11 protein-coding genes and 6 pseudogenes are annotated in these 17,621 nt (G+C 29.6%); 6 read left to right on the top strand and 11 right to left on the bottom strand.

Translation table 11 applies throughout. The features are described from left to right. The first annotated feature begins 202 nt into the window (after positions 1 to 202). Complete coding sequence (locus tag DK405_RS04095) at positions 203 to 1,012, top strand: DNA adenine methylase (protein WP_045917205.1); 810 nt, start codon at positions 203 to 205, stop codon at positions 1,010 to 1,012. 3 nt (positions 1,013 to 1,015) lie between these two features. Here the strand turns inward: DK405_RS04095 and DK405_RS04090 are convergent. After that, positions 1,016 to 1,237: pseudogene (locus DK405_RS04090) on the bottom strand (hypothetical protein); the annotation flags it as partial. Between DK405_RS04090 and DK405_RS04085 the strand changes: the two are divergent. Continuing rightward, a pseudogene (locus tag DK405_RS04085) lies at positions 1,217 to 1,628 on the top strand (transposase); the annotation flags it as partial. The pseudogenes DK405_RS04090 and DK405_RS04085 sit on opposite strands and share 21 nt — an antisense overlap. Before the next feature lie 241 nt (positions 1,629 to 1,869). Here the strand turns inward: DK405_RS04085 and DK405_RS04080 are convergent. The 4 genes from DK405_RS04080 to DK405_RS04065 all read right to left on the bottom strand — a co-directional run bounded on the left by DK405_RS04080 (position 1,870) and on the right by DK405_RS04065 (position 7,241). Then, positions 1,870 to 3,642 carry an aminopeptidase P family protein gene (locus DK405_RS04080; protein WP_045912618.1) on the bottom strand — a complete coding sequence of 591 codons (1,773 nt, stop codon included), beginning with the start codon at positions 3,640 to 3,642 and terminating at the stop codon, positions 1,870 to 1,872. Beyond that, positions 3,639 to 5,738 carry an NAD-dependent DNA ligase LigA gene (ligA, locus tag DK405_RS04075; protein ID WP_045912617.1) on the bottom strand — a complete coding sequence of 700 codons (2,100 nt, stop codon included), beginning with the start codon at positions 5,736 to 5,738 and terminating at the stop codon, positions 3,639 to 3,641. Before ligA ends, DK405_RS04080 begins: the two co-directional genes overlap by 4 nt. 77 nt (positions 5,739 to 5,815) lie before the next feature. After that, a complete protein-coding gene (locus DK405_RS04070) occupies positions 5,816 to 6,262 on the bottom strand; it encodes a nucleoside deaminase (RefSeq protein ID WP_174197572.1) in 447 nt (148 codons plus the stop codon). A gap of 61 nt (positions 6,263 to 6,323) precedes the next feature. Continuing rightward, positions 6,324 to 7,241 carry a cation diffusion facilitator family transporter gene (locus DK405_RS04065; protein ID WP_045912615.1) on the bottom strand — a complete coding sequence of 306 codons (918 nt, stop codon included), beginning with the start codon at positions 7,239 to 7,241 and terminating at the stop codon, positions 6,324 to 6,326. Positions 7,242 to 7,520: 279 nt separating this feature from the next. Here DK405_RS04065 and DK405_RS04060 point away from each other — a divergent pair, with 279 nt between their 5' ends. Further along, positions 7,521 to 8,318, top strand: a complete 798-nt coding sequence (locus tag DK405_RS04060) for a helix-turn-helix domain-containing protein (RefSeq protein ID WP_045912614.1) — start codon at positions 7,521 to 7,523, stop codon at positions 8,316 to 8,318. A gap of 582 nt (positions 8,319 to 8,900) precedes the next feature. Here the strand turns inward: DK405_RS04060 and DK405_RS15700 are convergent. The 3 genes and pseudogenes from DK405_RS15700 to grxD form a co-directional block, all read right to left on the bottom strand. Further along, positions 8,901 to 8,998: pseudogene (locus tag DK405_RS15700) on the bottom strand (IS5/IS1182 family transposase); the annotation flags it as partial. Between the two features lie 465 nt (positions 8,999 to 9,463). Continuing rightward, a complete protein-coding gene (locus DK405_RS04055; RefSeq protein WP_011945017.1) occupies positions 9,464 to 10,012 on the bottom strand; it encodes a NifU family protein in 549 nt (182 codons plus the stop codon). A 58-nt stretch (positions 10,013 to 10,070) separates the two neighbouring features. Continuing rightward, positions 10,071 to 10,415: a Grx4 family monothiol glutaredoxin gene (gene grxD / locus DK405_RS04050; RefSeq protein ID WP_045912613.1), complete on the bottom strand. Its 345-nt coding sequence runs from the start codon at positions 10,413 to 10,415 to the stop codon at positions 10,071 to 10,073. Positions 10,416 to 10,490: 75 nt separating this feature from the next. Here grxD and nth point away from each other — a divergent pair, with 75 nt between their 5' ends. The 3 genes from nth to DK405_RS04035 all read left to right on the top strand — a co-directional run bounded on the left by nth (position 10,491) and on the right by DK405_RS04035 (position 15,551). Beyond that, a complete protein-coding gene (nth, locus tag DK405_RS04045) occupies positions 10,491 to 11,129 on the top strand; it encodes an endonuclease III (protein WP_011945015.1) in 639 nt (212 codons plus the stop codon). After that, the gene (locus DK405_RS04040; RefSeq protein ID WP_045912612.1) at positions 11,126 to 11,758 is read left to right on the top strand and encodes an alpha/beta hydrolase; all 633 of its coding nucleotides are present in this window, start codon (positions 11,126 to 11,128) and stop codon (positions 11,756 to 11,758) included. Before nth ends, DK405_RS04040 begins: the two co-directional genes overlap by 4 nt. A gap of 319 nt (positions 11,759 to 12,077) precedes the next feature. Beyond that, positions 12,078 to 15,551 carry an acyl-[ACP]--phospholipid O-acyltransferase gene (locus DK405_RS04035; RefSeq protein ID WP_045912611.1) on the top strand — a complete coding sequence of 1,158 codons (3,474 nt, stop codon included), beginning with the start codon at positions 12,078 to 12,080 and terminating at the stop codon, positions 15,549 to 15,551. A 508-nt stretch (positions 15,552 to 16,059) separates the two neighbouring features. On the opposite strand, the pseudogene DK405_RS04030 reads toward DK405_RS04035, so the two are convergent. The 3 pseudogenes from DK405_RS04030 to DK405_RS04020 all read right to left on the bottom strand — a co-directional run. Continuing rightward, positions 16,060 to 16,373: pseudogene (locus DK405_RS04030) on the bottom strand (HD domain-containing protein); the annotation flags it as partial. A 232-nt stretch (positions 16,374 to 16,605) separates the two neighbouring features. Further along, a pseudogene (locus DK405_RS04025) lies at positions 16,606 to 17,049 on the bottom strand (DnaB-like helicase C-terminal domain-containing protein); the annotation flags it as partial. Positions 17,050 to 17,068: 19 nt separating this feature from the next. Then, a pseudogene (locus tag DK405_RS04020) lies at positions 17,069 to 17,573 on the bottom strand (transposase family protein); the annotation flags it as partial. Positions 17,574 to 17,621 lie beyond the last annotated feature (48 nt).

Here is a 17,621-nt window from a genome sequence, read left to right as displayed (position 1 = left end):
TTTTTAGGTTAAATTTTTGCATAATAATCTAATGCTGATGTAAAATTATTACATTCCTTACTTATGGTTATAATCAATAATAAATCTTATTCAAAAAGGATACATAAAAAGTCTTGTAAGCGTTATTATTACTAGCATTACAAGCTGTTTTCTGGTATAATCTCAATAGAGATTCAACTAACAGAAATTAATTAAACTTCATGTGTCAGTAGCTGTTGCTAATAAGTCTAAGCCTTTTCTTCATTGGATTGGTAGTAAACGAAGAATTGTTAATAAATTAATAGAACATCTTCCTCAAGGTCCACACTATAATTACTATGAACCATTCCTTGGTGGCGGTGCTTTATTTTTTCAAGTTAGGCATCTTTTTAAACAATGTTTTTTGTCTGACATCAATCTTGATTTAATTACTAGCTATAATGCTGTTAAAAATAATCCTAATGAGGTCAATAGATTACTGAGTTTATATCACAAACATCATTCGAAGGATTATTATTATAAAGTTAAAAACAAATATAGTAATAATCCGAATGAGATTACCGCAAAATTTATATATCTTAATAAATACTCTTTTAGGGGAATTTATAGAGTCTACAAAAATGGACAATCTGCTCAAACATTTTCTGGTGAATGCTACATTAAACTCCATATTGCATCTAGAATAAACCAATGCAGCAGCCTTCTACATGGTGTATCAATTTATGCTACAGATTTTTCATTTATAGAACCTAAAAAAGGTGACTTCGTTTATTTCGATCCTCCTTATCATAAATCTGGAGAAAGGTTCTACACTAGACTTCCATTTGATGAAAAAGATCAAATTAGATTACGGGATTTTGTCCAAGAATTAACAAATAAAGGTGTTAAGATTATGATCTCAAATAATAATACTGCCTTTATTAGAGACTTATACAAAGATTTTAATATCAATACCGTTACAGTCGTATACTCAATCAATGAACAACGCAATCCTGTTAATGAGCTAATCATTACTAACTATAAAACTTGCTAGTTATTAAATGTGAACCCGCAATCCAAATCGTATATGAATAGGAAGTGGTCTATAGTTAGCAATTGTGCTACATTCAATGTCTAAATATGTATCTCTTGATAAGTTTATTGTTGTACCAACTCCCAAGTCTACTCCAATATCACTATAAGACTTGAGAACTGATACTAGGCCACCTGTAACAAAAATTGATGCTTTGTTACCTTCAATAATAAAGGCAAAATAATGTCAGTTAAAATTACTAAAGGCAATAAAAGCGACCTATCTGTATCTTCAGTGTTTTCTAAAGGCTTATCTGGTAAATTGTTTGGTGATAAAGCTTATAATATCTAAAGAGTTATTTCATCAACTGCTGACCAATGGTCTACGTTTATTTACTAATCTTCGTAAAGATATGAACACATATTTATTGGATATACAAGATAATCGGCTATTAAATAAACGTTCTTTAATTGAATCTGTCTTTAATGTACTAAAAAAACATATGCTTTTAGAGCATACTAGACACCGTTCTCCCCTTAATTTCTTTGTTCATATAATTGCTTCTCTTGCTAGTTATTCTATCTCTAAACTTAATCCTCATCTTATCTCTTCTTCTTCTAATAACTCCTTATCCTAAATTGACGTTTACAATGCATTTTTTCATGTTAGGTTATTCCATTTTATTTAAATTTTCTTTATAACTCAACATTCTCACTTCATACTTTCCATTATCCTAAAAATTTTCAGCATTCAACTGAAAAAGACAAAATCATTCTTCTTTCTTGCTACTCTCTGATGTATCAATTTATCCAACTTATGCTTTTATTATAAGATTAGATGTTTGTTACACTGCCTAATATCTAGTTAAACAATGATTCTCAAATATTCATACTTACATGCTTTTCAAGCCAAATTTTTGCTTTATCACTAAGAAGTGGCTTTACTTGATCGTTTATTCTTTGATAATAATGATGAATATATTCTTTTTCTTCGTTAGTTAGTAGTGAGGTTAAAATAAGATCTGTGCAATACGGAACAAGCGTTAAGGACTCAAATTCTAAAAATCCTTCATATTTTGAATTTTTAACAAACATAAGATTTTCTATTCTAATACCATAGTTACCTTCTTCATAGTACCCTGGTTCATTTGAAAGTATCATACCATCAACTAATGCTACATCGTTATTATATTGTCCAATAGATTGAGGGCCTTCATGAACACTAAGACAATTACTAACTCCATGTCCAGTACCATGAGGATAATCAAGGCCATGATGCCATAAATTTCTTCTAGCAATAACATCTAGATTACTTCCTACTGTTCCACAAGGGAAAACACTGTTTAGTAAAGATATATGTCCTTTTAGAATCAAAGTATACCTCTCCTTTTGTAACTGAGTTGCTTGTCCAATTACTATTGTACGAGTAATATCAGTAGTACCGCCGAGATATTGTCCTCCAGAATCTACTAATAGAATTCCATTGCCTTTGATTAACTTTGCAGATTGATCTGTTGGTTGATAATGTATAATAGCACTATTTTCATTAAAGCCACATATGCTATCAAAGCTATTACAAATATAATTTGGCTGTTTTTTACGAAAACTAGTAAGCATTTGGCTTAAACTGTATTCTGTAATATTTATTGATTCAAGCTTATGTTGAGTAACTATATCATCTAACCAAGCAAAAAATTCGCATACTGCTACTGCATCATTGATATGGCATTGCTTAGCGGCAGCAATTTCAACTTGATTTTTACAAGCTTTCATTGTTGAACACAAATCATGTTGCTGCTTAACAATTTGCTTATTTTTAATTGCTGATAAAAAGCCTATAGGACAGCTTTCACTAACAAGAATTTTATTTGTAATCTGCTTCAATATAACATTAATATCAGTTTCTGAATATAATTTAATAGTTTGATATCCTTGATTAAGGTGTTGCTTTACTGATTGATTCAAACGTTCTAAATTTGTAAAAAGATACACTGATTGATTCTTACAATCTAGGTAAGCGTATGATAGCATTAAAGGTGTAAATTCGGTATCATACGCCCTAAGATTAAGCAACCAGCATATTGATGTAGAATCAGTAATAAAATATCCATCAACATTTTTATTTTTAAGCTCAATAAATAACTTAGAAATTTTATCTTGAGTGGTTTGTCCTGCATAATCTACTGAGTAGATCCAAGCATTAGTTGATGGTTTAGAAGGTTGGTTATTCCAGATCAAGTCAATTAAATTTGGTGATATATCCTTTAATTTTAACTGCTGAAAGTAGGTAATTGAGTGTAAGTTTAAAAGATAAGGATCATAACCTATAATCGTATCTGTATCACTTGAAATAACGCTAGGCCAATCTGTTGTCAAAATATCTTTGATATTTATAATTTGAAATTGCTCCAAATTAACCTGCTTACTTGCTTGAATTAAATATCTACCATCAGTAAATAATATAGCCTTATTTAATGTAATTATGGCTATTCCATATGATCCAGAAAATCCGGTAATATACTCCAATCTTCTAGCATATTTCGGAGCACATTCACTTTGATATTCATTACTGGAAGGAATAATGTATCCACTGATACCAAATTCTAAAAATTTTTCCCTTAATTGCTTCAACCTTTGTTCGTTATGCTTCATAATTCATTAACCATTTTAATCCATTCTTCTTCATTAATAATTTTGATTCCTAGTTGCTGAGCCTTCTGTAGCTTGTTTCCAGCTTTGTTGCCTACTACCAGTAAATCAGTATTATTAGATACTTGAGTACCTACCTTTGCTCCTAATTTCTCTGCTTGTACTTTAATTTCAGACCGTGAAACAGTAGCAAAAGTTCCAGTAAATACTATAGTTTGATTTGATAATAACAAATTATCACCATGATATTGCCAATCTTGTATAGTTAGTATATTAACAAGTTTTGTTATCAAATTCACATTAGCTGAAACCATAAAAAATTGCTTTAACTGGTCAGCAGTTTTTACTCCTACACCCTCTATATTACGTAATTTTTCATATATTTCTGTAGCGTTATTTGCTAGTTTTAGTGATTGGTTTATAAAATTTTTTGCTGTTTTAAATTCTTTAGCTAATAATTTAGCACTATATTTACCAACATGTTTAATGGCTAACGCATAAATAAATTTGTCTAGAATAACATTTTTAGCTTGATTAATATTTTGAAATAACTTGTTTACAGATTTTATTCCCCAGCCAGCTATATCTTCAAGTTTATTTGAATATAAAAATTTATTATTCTCTTCTAACAAAAATATATCAACTATATTTACTATGTACTTATTATCTAATAAAAACTGTATTCTCTGTCTACCTAATCCATCAATATTTAATGCATCTTTTGATACAAAGTGACAGATACGTTCATAAATTTGAGCTGGGCATGCTAAACTGTTACCACATCTTGCTACTGTTTCTCCTTCATTAACAACTAAATTCTGATTACAAGAAGGACATGTCGCAGGAAATATAAATCTTGTAGAGGATTGTGCATCTCTAGCTGACAAATCAACACCATTAATTTTTGGAATAACATCGCCTGCTCGATGTAAAAACACATAATCACCAATTCTAATATCTTTTGATTCTATTTCTTGTTTATTATGCAACGTTGCTCTTGATATTGTTACTCCAGCAATATTAATAGGAATAAGCAATGCTACAGGAGTAACAGCTCCTGTTTTGCCAACCTGTAAAGTAATGTTAGTTATCTTTGTTCTACCAATTAATGCTGGAAATTTATACGCAATCGCAAAACGTGGACTAGTACTAGTAGCTCCAAGTCTTTCCTGCGAAGCAAAATCATTCACCTTGTACACTACTCCATCTATCTCAAATGCTAAATTGTTGCGTTCTGTAGCAACGTTATTATAAAATTCTATCATTGAATGCAGATTATCTGATAATATATAATCTGTATTAACGGAAAACTTAAGCTGAGATAGTTTCTGTAGTAATTCAAACTGCGTACTAGCAAAATGGTGATTAGTTACTTCTCCTAATGCATATACAAAATATTTTAGTGGTCTTTGAGCTGTAATAGCAGGATCAAGTTGTCTAATTGAACCAGCAGCAGCATTACGTGGATTAGAAAATAAAGCTTTACCTAGTTTCTGTTGTTGAATATTTAGAACTCTAAAATCATTATTAGTAATATAAATTTCACCTCTGACTTCAAATACTTTATCAGTAATGGGTAAGGTTTGTGGAAAAGATTTTATTGTTTTTAAGTTTTCAGTAATATTTTCTCCAATCTGCCCATCACCTCTAGTGCTTGCTAATGTTAAGATGCCATATTCATATCTAGCATTAAATGACAATCCATCAATTTTATATTCACAAACAATTTTAGGACAATAATCTATTTTTAAAAAATTCTGTATCTTAGTGATGAAATTGCTAATATCTTCAACACAAAAACCATTTGCTAATGATAGCATTGGCTTAAGATGTACTACCTTAGAAAACTGTGCACTTGGTGTAAATCCGACTTTTTTAGAATGATCATTTACTAATGCTAAATGTGGAAACTTTGCTACAATTTTATTATTTAAATTTTTCAGAACATCGTATTGTGCATCAGTAACTAAAGGATTGTCGTCACTATAATAAGCTTGATCATATTTTTGTAATTCCAAAGCTAAAAAATCAACAATTTTCTTAGCATGATCTGATGTTAATTGTTCAATATTAATCGTGCTAATATCTAGCTTATTCATTTTTATGTATGATGTTTAATAAACTATAAACTATAATACTCCAATTTTTGCAATTTTAAACATTTACATTATACACTTTATTTCATTCTTTCTCTGAGATTACTAAAAAACTTTTGTAATAATTCCTTAGATTGCAACTCCATAATACCACCATATATTTCTGGTTTATAATATACCGTTGTATTATAAAAGAGCCGTACACCGTTTTCTATAGCACCAAACTTTTCATCATATGCTCCAAAAAATATACGATCAATTCTAACATGAGCTAAGGCAGCAGCGCACATTACGCATGGTTCTAGGCTAACATAAATATCATAACCATGTAAGTATTTGCAGCTTAACAAACTGCAAGCTTTATTAATTGCAATAATTTCAGCATGAAAAGTAGGATTTAATGTAGTTTCAACTTTATTATAAGCTCTAGTTAATATAGTTCTTGTTGCTCGATTAACTATAACTACTCCTACAGGTACTTCACCTAAGTTAAAAGCCTGCGAAGCCTGCTCTATTGCTTGTATCATAAACATAGGTATAATATGATAATATTTTTCCCTAATAAATAATTAAAGAGTCACATATATATCAAATTTTCTCTTGATACATTACACATTGTTCATAGCCAGCAGGATCTTGATGAATTAATACTTCGCAGCCAGGAAACTCTTCTTCAATTTTAGCACTAATATCGTCAGCAATTTCATGAGCCTGAAGTAAAGTCATATTTCCATCAACCTCTAAGTGACATTGTATAAATGGCTTATTACCAGCATATCTAGTCTTAAGCTCATGTACTCCTAAAACTTGTGTATTTTGACGAATAATATTCAAAATTTTTTGCTTTTCTGTTTTATCAAATTCTTGATCAAGAAGATTTTTTAGCGCTTTTCTAAACAGTTTGATACACCCATATAGTAAATATACGCTGATCAGAATAGCAAATATTAAATCAATAAACCAAAAATTTACACTGACTTTTAGTGATATAATAACTGATAAGTTAGTTAATAAATCAACAAAATTATGAAATTTATCAACTGCTACAATATAAGACTGAGTCTTCTTATACACATAGTTCTGATAACAAACTAGCATAAATATGCAAGCAGATGATACAATCATAACATTAATTCCAACATTATGATGACTCACTTCATGAAAATTAAATAGTTTGTTAATAGCTGAAAATAAAGTAAAAATAGCAGAACAAAAAAAGAATATAGATTGAGAAAAAATAGCTAAGTCTTGTACCTTATTATGACCAAAGCGGTGGTTATCATCAGGAGGCAAGAGCATTATACGCACTGCTACCATGTTTATTAATGACGAAGAAATATCTAACATAGAATCTAGTAAAGATGCAAATAATGCTACAGAACTAGTAGTAATCCAACCATATATTTTAATTGCTAAAATGACACTTGCGGTTGCAATAGATAGCAGAATTGCGCTTTTTATTAGTTTAGAATGTTGAAGATAAGTAGGAACTGCTTTATGTTTCATATTTTGAATGTATTTAATTTTAGTGTCATTAATAAGTTTTAATATGCGCTATTTATAGTAGTATGTAGCATAAATTAGTCAACAGTGGAATAATAATAATCTTTATGTACTCATATACTCTTATAATTTAAGTGAAAATTTATAGCTACAATCAATATAACAAAAATACAACAAAAAATAATAATAACGTGCTAGCAAATATAGTATAACAAAATCAGCTTGCGTAGCATTTATATATAATATCAGCTTGTAATATATATTAACATTGGAAAAAATTTTATGGGGAATATTGGACGGCCAACTCAAAAGTTTTTAAAAACTCAAATGAAGGTCATGACAAGAATGGATATGGCTCAAGGAAGTGGAGTATCTTATACTGAAGTATGTGCATTAATTGCAGGTGCAAAACCAAATCCACGTGTAGAAACTCTTGTAAAGCTTGCTAATTTTTTTGAAAAATCTGTAGATGAAATATTAAATAGAAAACGAAAATGCACAAATACAAGTATAAGCAGTGGTTATATAGACCCTGAGAAAGTAAATCATCATATCAAGCAATTTTTACTACAATTTATGCAAGAAAAAGAACTTCGGCCTTCTGAATTATCTACATATCTTGGTCATAGCATTATGGCTATATCCGACTTCATATCTGGTAAAAAAGAATCAATAGGCAGCACAATTCTAGCAAATCTAGCAGATAAATATGGGCTATCTCTTCACGGTATAATGAATGGAGAATTATTAACACAAGAAATAGCTGAAGAGAAGGATGCATTACTTAGCCAAGAACATGAACAAAAGCCTGCTATTATTAGTATAACAGAAGGTAATGTTTTTTCTCATTCTGAAGCACAAACTGCTAGCCAAGATATACATGGTGCTACACCTCCTCAAACAGTAGTTGAGCGTATTCTTGCTGAAGGAAAAAAGAAGTTAGGACAAAAAGGATCAGCTGTTGCACGTGTTATGGCTGAAAGACAAACAGATGAAGAAACGAGTAGATCAAGCTCAATGACATCACGTGTTATGGATAAAAGAACAAAGGATAGTACTTCAAAGAACAGAAATTTATAAGCACAGAGACTAGAATCAAATAGTACTATATAAGGTTATTTTTTACGATTGTAACTTATATTAGATGAAACTCAACTAATATACAAGCTTTTTGCTAACAAAGTTACTATATAATCATTCATGAAAAACAAAGATTTTGATCATAGTTATTTTTTTGCTATGTTTTCGCAGTATAGTAGTATAAAAGTATTGTTTTTTGAGATATAGTAACGCATAAGAGTTACCGCTTAAGCCACTAGCTCAGAGAACTGTATTATGCCAATAAGAATCGGCTTAAAGTATAACTGTTTGAATAATGTTTGTTATGATGATAAAGCAATGCTATTTTCTTTAGTTGTATGTATTTACTTGAAAATCTTATGTTTTCATAACATTATCCTAAAAGGATTAGTTTAGGATAATGAAAAATCCAAACGTTATAATGCAAAAGGTATACAAGGGATAATGTTTCGTTATGAGTTTTAATACATTAATTAAATACAATCTTAATTCAGGACCATTTACTGATCTAATATTTCTAGTACACACGTCTTTGTAATATCCATGCTTAATAACTAACCATTAGACCTCTTTCGAAACTGGTTAACGTAGTTCAAAATTATAAATGCCAGAGATCAAATAAAATCTAAGACCGAATCTTTTACGTCTATTTCAATATATTTATCAGCAATAATTTTGAACTACGTTAACCAGTTTCGAAAGAGGTCTATTTTATGTTTTAATCTTTTCTCAAAATACTCATTCCACTGTTTATCATACGGATTTGGCTTCGGATATAATCTTAACATATCGTTTAATAGGAAGTTTTGTTGAATCAAATAGTTTATAAGTGGTTGGGATTCCATTGTGGTTTTGTTGGCCAAACTACTATAAAACAATATCATAACTGTTTTATAGTGGTTTAGCTATACATAACTTTGCATCGCACTTTATCATAACACATGATATATCGCAAATTAAAAAGATAGTTACCTTAGTAGAGAAAGATATAACCAAAACTTACGCATATGTTATATAAACTACTAAAAACTGATAAATCTTGGTTGTATCAGTATTATTTACAATTTTGAGTTTAATTTATGTTTCTATTAAAAATTAAAAATGGATGTTTTAGCTGAAATCCAGTTTTTAATAATTGGATAATGTTAAACTTGCTCAACAGATACTACCTCTGGAATATAGTATTTTAGTAATGACTCAATACCTTGTTTTAATGTCATAGTAGAACTTGGACAACCTACACAAGCTCCACGCATTTGTAGCTTTACTATTCCATCTTTAAAGCTATGGTATTCTATGTCTCCACCATCCATTGCAACTGCAGGCCTAACTTTAGTGTTAATAATTTCTATGATTTGTTTCTCAATTTCTGAAAGATTAGCTTGCTCTATATTTTTTTTTTCAGCTTCAGATTCAAAGACTGGTAATCCTGCTACAAAATGGTCCATTAGCATAGTTAATATTTCAGGTTTAATTACTTCCCAACTTCCATCGCTAACTTTGGTAACAGTAATAAAATCTTCGCCAAAAAATACTTCCTTAACATTTTCAATTGAGAATAATTTACGTGCTAAAATACTATGAGTACATTCTTCTCTGGTACTAAAATGTACTGGATTACCAGGACTAATTTTTTGGTCAGGAAAAAATTTTAGCGAATTAGGATTTGGAGTTTGTTGAGTTTGAATAAACATAATATAAATAATAAGTTAGAAAAATATTAGTTAAAAGTTTAAGATATACTAATGTGGTTTAATTATCTTTAAATTTTTGTAATAATAGTGCTTTTAATTCACCATTTCTATACATCTCTTTAACTATATCGCACCCGCCAATAAATTCCTCTTGAATATATAATTGTGGAATAGTTGGCCAATCAGTATATTCTTTTATTCCCTGCCTTAAATCATCATCGCAAAGTACATCTATGTATGTACAATTAATATTTTTAAAATCTTTAGTAAGTTCTTGTATTATATTAGCAACAATAGCAGAAAATCCACATTTAGGAGCATGTATAGTGCCTTTCATGTATAACACTATATCATTGCTTTTTATCTGCTGCTCTATTAATTGAAAAATATTATCTTTATTCATAGGAATTATATACAATATCACTAACTTCAAAATATTATATAAAACTTTAAAGGTAAAGTTAAGAGGAATTATAATATGATAATTGATAAGATTGAAAAAATCTTTGCAAAATTTGCTGAGCGATGCCCTGAGCCAAAAACAGAACTAGAATATTGCAATCATTTTACGTTGTTGGTTGCTGTTATACTTTCAGCTCAGTCTACTGATAATGCTGTTAATAAGGCTACTAAGGAGCTATTTAAATATTATAAAACTCCTGAACAGTTTTTGCAGCTAGGAGAAGAAAATTTAAAAAAACATATTAAGTCTATTGGACTATATAATAATAAAGCTAAAAATATAATTAAACTTTCTGAAATTCTTGTCAAAGAGTATAATGGGCAAGTTCCAAACACTATGAAAGAGCTTGAAGCACTACCTGGCGTAGGTAGAAAAAGCGCTAATGTAGTACTAAGTTGCGCTTTTGGAGTAGCAACTATGCCGGTAGATACTCATGTTTTTCGAGTTGCTAAAAGGATAGGTTTAGCTACTGGAGCAACTCCGTTAAAGGTTGAAAATGAATTACTGTCGGTTATTCCAGATAGGTGGTTATTATTAGCGCATCATTGGTTAGTATTACATGGTAGATATATATGTAAAGCTCAAACTCCAAAATGTTCAGAGTGTTTTCTTAATAATTATTGTCAATATTTTTTATCAGGACAGAAAAAATGAGTCAGCTAGAAATTACATCAAAGGAATCTGAAACTAAACAATTAATAGTAATGTTACATGGAGTAGGATCTAATGGTCATGATTTAATAAGTATTGCTCCTTTTATGCAACCATATTTTTTAGCTGCTCACTTTTTTGCTCCAAATGGAATTGAACAATATGATGGTGCACTATATGGCTACCAATGGTTTAGTTTGAAACAACGAGATCCTGAAATATTAAGAATTGAGTTAGAGCGAACTAGTCCTTTAATTATTGATTTAATTAATCAAAAGCAAAAGCAGCTTGGACTTACTAATCAAGATACTATCTTAATTGGTTTTTCTCAAGGAGCTATGACTTCTATATATTTGACTTTATCAGCTAAAATTCCTTTTAAAGCAACAATTGGATTTTCAGGGGCAATGGTTTCTCCTAAATTAATTACATGTACTGCTACACCCATATGTTTGATACATGGTAGAGAAGATACAGTTATACCTTGTGATATTAGTTTAAATTCGTATCAAATTTTGCAATCTTATAATGTTAAAGTTGAGCATTATATTATTGATAACTTAACTCATTCAATTGATATGAATGGAATTAACACAGCTAATAATTTTATAAAACGAATAATATCTATCTAATATTTGTCAACCTTGACAATCAAAATCTTTATTATTATACTTCTTCGAGCTGAAGCAAGTTTCTATTCATCTGAATGTACAGTTTGTAATTTAGGTACTGCATATATTAAGCATGTTAACTAACACTAAATAATAGTTCATTTGTTATCAAAAATCATAATTTTATTTAAAAAGTTTTATTTATAAGCTTATTATCAATAGATAATTTCAGTCTGTTGAAATAAGAATAGGAATTATTTAACCTATTGTAAATGAATTGATTGTTTAGACTTAATTCTATCTAAAAAGTTAAGATCTAAAATTAATATGAGGAGTGATTATGAATAATAATAAGCTGTATCTATTTAAAGATAGACGGTTTATGCCTCTGTTTATTACTCAGTTTTGCGGCTGCTTAAATGATAACATATTAAAAAGTGCATTAGTAATTTTGATTGTGTATAAATTAGCAGATGCTAATATGTTACTAATGGTAAACGCAATATTCATTTTGCCATTTATTATTTTTGCCGGTATTGCTGGTCAAATTGCAGATAAATTTGAAAAATCTCGCTTAATTAGCATTATAAAAACATCTGAAATTGCTATTGTGACATTAGCAATATATGGCTTTTATATTAATAATTTCATGATATTACTAGCTGCAATAGGTTTAATGGGAGTACATTCAGTATTTTTTGGACCATTAAAATATAGTATGTTATCTGACCAGCTTGGTAAAGATGAACTATTAGGGGCTAACGGTTATGTTGAAGCTGGTACTTTTTTTGCTATATTACTTGGAAATATTTTAGGTGGAATTTATATTATTAGCCCTGTAATTGTTATTTTACTGATGGCAATAATAGCAGTTGGGGGATTAGTTACAAGCTTTTTTATACCTAAGTCTCGTAATTATGACTCATCACTAAAAATAAATTATAATGTATTTTATGAGATTTTTAGTATTGTTAAATATTCAGTTAGTAAAAAGAATGTTTTTTTGTCAATATTAGGAATATCATGGTTTTGGTTTATTGGAGCTGTTTTTTTATCACAAATACCATTATTAGCTAAAGATACCCTTGGAGCTGATGAAAATGTTGCCAATCTTTTTTTGGCAGTGTTTTCTATTGGCATTGCTATTGGTTCATTTGGATGTAATAAACTGTTGGACAATGAAATTACCGCAGAATATGTTTTCATTGCTGCTATAGGAATTAGCATTTTTGGAATTGATCTGTTTTTTACGAGCAAAATACTTAGCGCTGTTGATTCAGAGCCAGATCAACTTAAAAGCATAATTTTCTTTTTGTCTAAAAGTCACAATTGGCGAATATTATTTGATTTGTTAGCTATTTCGATAATTGGAGGACTATATGTGGTTCCACTTTATGCAGTGATGCAGTATTTTACAGCTCCTAGTTATAGATCAAGAGTAGTTGCAGCTAATAATCTTATTAATTCAATTTTTATGATTATTTCTACAATTATTCTTTCTATATTGTTTAAGCTAGAATGTTCTATACCTTTTATAATACTATTTATTAGTTTATTAAATCTTGTAGTTGCGGGATATATTTATCAATTTTTGCCTTCAGTTAAAATTGTTCCTTTTGTTATATTAAGGGCTATATTTAGATTTGTTTTTGATAAGTTTTACCGAGTTGAAATTCATGGTCTTCAAAATTTCATTAATGCAGGAAAAAGAGCAGTAATTGTTGCTAACCATATTTCTTACTTGGATTCTGCATTATTAACTGTTTATTTGCCTGGAAAATTAATTTTTGCTATTAATACTCATGTTGCTCAAAAGTTTTGGGTTAGACCTTTTTTAACAGTAGTTAAAGCTTATCCTATTGATACTAGCAATGCAAGTGCTACTAGATCTTTAATAGCTGAAGTGAAAAAAAATCGAAAAATTGTAATATTTCCTGAAGGAAGAATTAGCATTACCGGCTCTTTGATGAAAATATATGAGGGGCCAGGTATGATTGCTGATAAATCTAAGGCTGTAATTTTACCGATTCGTATTGATGGTTTACAATATACTGTTTTCTCGAAATTGGAAAATCGTCCTAAAACTACAATATTTCCTAAAGTAAAAATTACTGTATTACCTCCTGTGCGTATCAGACCATTACCTGAACTCGATTTTTCTGAGCGCAGAAAATATATTAGTCACAAATTATATGATATAATGACTGAGATGATTTTCAGGAGTTCTGATTACAATCAAACTATCTTTCAGTCTATAATTGATGCATCAAAGCGTTATGGACCAAATAAGTTAATTTTGCAAGATGTTGCTAATAACAGTTTAACTTATAGACAATGCTTAGTTCGCTCGTTTATATTAGGTAGATTGCTTAGTAAGGTTATTAGTCCAGGTAATTATATTGGAATAATGCTACCAAATAGCTCTGCTGCTATAGTAACTCTATTTGCTTGTATGGCATATAATTTTATACCAACTATGATAAATTTTACGCTAGGAATAAAAAGCATTATTTCTTCATGCCGCACAGTTGGTATAAATATTATTTGCACTTCAAGATTATTTATTGAAAAAGCTAGATTACATGAGCTTAACTATCAGTTAAACAAGTATTTTAGGATAATATACTTAGAAGATTTAAGAGAAAACTTAAATCTTGCAACTAAGATTGCAGGTTGGCTTGCAGGATTTTTTCCTAGAGCTTCTTATAATATCATTAATAAAAATAATGACGGTAATTCGAGAGCAGTGGCATTGTTTACTGCTGGAACAGAGCAAGCTCCTAAGGCAGTAGTATTATCACATAACAACTTATTAGCTAATAAAAATCAAGTAGTAGCTGTTACGGATTTATCAACTTCAGATATAGCATTTAATGCATTGCCAATGTTTCACACATTTGGGTTATCAGGAACTATATTAATGATGCTTAGTGGAGTAAGAATTTTTCTTTATCCATCGCCACTAGATTATAGAGCAATTCCTGAAATGATTTATGATGTTGGAGCAACTATTATGTTTAGTACAAGCACTTTTTTAAATAATTATGCTAAGTATGCTCATCCATATGATTTTTATTCTTTAAGAAGAATATTTGCAGGAGCTGAGAAGTTAAGGCCTGAAACTAGAGAATTATGGTTTAAAAAACATGGAATTAGAATTTTTGAAGGTTATGGCGCAACTGAAGCTTCGCCAGTAATTAGCGCCAATACTCCAATGCATGATAAACCTGATACAGTAGGAAGAATAATGCCTGGGTTGAAATATAAAGTATTAGAAGTGGAAGGAATTAGTGATGGAGGAAAATTATGCCTTAAAGGCCCTAATATTATGCTTGGGTATATTTTGCCAAGTAATCCAGGAGTGATTGTACCGCCAAGAGTTGATGGGTTAGGTGACAGGTGGTATGATACTGGAGATATAGTCACAATTGATGATGAAGGATATATTACAATCAAAGGTAGAGTCAGAAGATTTGCAAAAATTGCAGGAGAAATGGTTTCACTTGTAGTAATTGAAGATATTGCTAGTGCTATTGATATTAATAGTAAGAATGCAGCAGTTTATATTGAGGATGAATGTAAAGGAGAGCAGGTTATATTATGTACTGATAGCAGTATAGTTACACAAGACCAATTTACAAAACATGTACTTACTGCTGGCTTGAGTAAGCTATATATTCCAAAGCGTATTATTCATATTTCAGAAATTCCGTATTTTGCTACTGGTAAGGCAGATTATGTTTCTGTGAGCACAATTGTAAAAGATTTATTGTCTGCCCAAACTAAAAAATCAGAAGAAAATAGTATTAAATAATGTTTCAAAATCACTACTATCACTTGCACTTGTAAGTTTTTTTATAATAAGGCGTAGGTACAATATGCATATGTTAGATGCAGTGAGAGAAAGTGTAAAGATTATTCACATAGCGAAACAAAAAATTTGTTAAGAAATTTTTTTGATAAAATTTTGTAACCAAATCATAATTTACTTTGATTAACTATTTTTCAGCAGAAAAATAACTTTACAACCAACAGAATATATGACTAACTCTTTTTACAAAAAGTGAGTTAATACATAACATCAAAAAATAATGTCCTATTATCTGTAAAGTATATGAAACCTACTATTAATATTTAATCTATCGTTAATTTAACAGTAGTTGAATTTATATTTTTTGTCAATGCAAGTATACATATTTTAAAAAAAATCAGAACATATACAGCGCAAATACACCATAAATGAGTATTAATTCGCGATTTTTCAACTAAAACTTAAAATTGCAATGCTGCTATAATCTATAGTTGAAACAGAGGTTTTAAAAATCATTTAATTTTTTTGCTGAATTTTTACCAAATTCGTAACTTATTCTTTTTTTAGTTAATTTTGTGTCTTCAAGTGTATCATGTAGTATTGCAATAATAATCGTATCTGTTTCAAGCTGTGGTCTGAGACCATGTGAGCTACTTCTAATGGATGTGTGTAGTATAGTTCTCCAGTATCTCTCTTTTGCTGACCATGATATTTTTTAGCATATTTTATTGCTCTTTCAACTTTATCAAGATCAATTTTGGTGTTAAATCTTATGTTGGTTCTGAACAGCTTATTTATTAAGCTCTCACTATAAAAATCTATCATTGGCCACCTCTAAATGGTTATTAATAAATTATACCATAATTTAAACTTTTTGTATACTCCAATCCCAGATAAAAACTGGAAAAGAAGCAAATTAAATTATAAAATTTTTGATTCAGTTATCACGATGCTAAAAACCAACCTTAAGTTGTATATCTCTGATGTTAATGAGTAAAATTTTGCTGTAATTTTTTTTTGACAAGCATTTTTCATCTTATGCATAATCTAGAGTTTATTAACCTTGCTGAGAGTTTTTAACAATATTGCCAAATTTAGAATACCTACTATTATAGTGCAACTTCACTGTACCAACTGGCCCATTACGGTGTTTAGCAACAATTATTTCAGCAGTGTTATAATACTTATTTTGTTTTGTGAACCATTCTTCGTATTCCATAGAATCTGGATGCAGTTCTGATCTAGATAAATAATACTCTTCTCTATATAAGCATTACAATATCAGCATCTTGTTCAATGGAGCCTGATTTTCTCAGATCTGAGAGAATAGGCTTTTTATCTGACCTTTGTTCTACAGATCTAGACAATTGAGATAATGCAATTACTGGAATATTGAGCTCTTTAGCAAGAGCTTTTAAGCTCTGAGTAATTTCAGAATCTCCTGAACTCGATTATACTGACTTCTTCTGTTATCAATTTTTATTAGCTGTAAATAATCAATAGAACTCTTTCGAAACTGGTTAAGGTAGTTCAAAATTATAAATGCCAGAGATTAAATTAAATCTAAGACAGAATCTTTTACGTCTGTTTCGATATTTGTCAGCAATAATTTTGAACAGTTTTAGCATACCAATAACGTTTTCATTGATAACTCTTTCTCCTGCTAACCTACGATTATGCTTTTTATCATTTTTAGTTAAAGGATTTTTCTTGCTTTTTTTCTTTGGTAATTCAGAATTATTGTGAATTTTTTGTATACCTTGATATCCTGTATCAGTAATCACTTTAACCTTAGGATTGATAAGAATTTTGTATTTCTTAAATAATCTAAAGTCATGTTTTTTACCGTTAGAAAATCTGTACATATTACTTGGTAGGTTTTCTTGTCTGCAACTATTTGAGTTTTTAGTGTATGCCTTTTCTTCTTTCATGAATAATAGAATTTTTGTTTTTTTTAGGTCTTTCTATAGGATTCTCAGTAGCATCAATCAAGACTACTTCATAATTCATATCACTCTTCATTAGAGTGCTTTCGAAACTAGACAATGATGTAGAATAGTGTTATAAAGATAA

Source organism: Orientia tsutsugamushi, assembly GCF_900327275.1.
Lineage (GTDB): Bacteria > Pseudomonadota > Alphaproteobacteria > Rickettsiales > Rickettsiaceae > Orientia > Orientia tsutsugamushi.
The sequence above is the reverse complement of the archived record's forward strand: the minus strand, read 5'-3'. Positions and strand labels throughout refer to the sequence as shown.

Bases quoted from the DNA above. Each gene is read 5' to 3' on its own strand.
- DK405_RS04035 (WP_045912611.1), top strand. From the start codon at position 12,078: ATGAATAATAATAAGCTGTATCTATTTAAAGATAGACGGTTTATGCCT.
- DK405_RS04060 (WP_045912614.1), top strand. From the start codon at position 7,521: ATGGGGAATATTGGACGGCCAACTCAAAAGTTTTTAAAAACTCAAATG.
- DK405_RS04040 (WP_045912612.1), top strand. From the start codon at position 11,126: ATGAGTCAGCTAGAAATTACATCAAAGGAATCTGAAACTAAACAATTA.
- DK405_RS04055 (WP_011945017.1), bottom strand. From the start codon at position 10,012: ATGTTTATTCAAACTCAACAAACTCCAAATCCTAATTCGCTAAAATTT.
- nth (WP_011945015.1), top strand. From the start codon at position 10,491: ATGATAATTGATAAGATTGAAAAAATCTTTGCAAAATTTGCTGAGCGA.
- grxD (WP_045912613.1), bottom strand. From the start codon at position 10,415: ATGAATAAAGATAATATTTTTCAATTAATAGAGCAGCAGATAAAAAGC.
- DK405_RS04080 (WP_045912618.1), bottom strand. From the start codon at position 3,642: ATGAAGCATAACGAACAAAGGTTGAAGCAATTAAGGGAAAAATTTTTA.
- DK405_RS04065 (WP_045912615.1), bottom strand. From the start codon at position 7,241: ATGAAACATAAAGCAGTTCCTACTTATCTTCAACATTCTAAACTAATA.
- DK405_RS04070 (WP_174197572.1), bottom strand. From the start codon at position 6,262: ATGATACAAGCAATAGAGCAGGCTTCGCAGGCTTTTAACTTAGGTGAA.
- ligA (WP_045912617.1), bottom strand. From the start codon at position 5,738: ATGAATAAGCTAGATATTAGCACGATTAATATTGAACAATTAACATCA.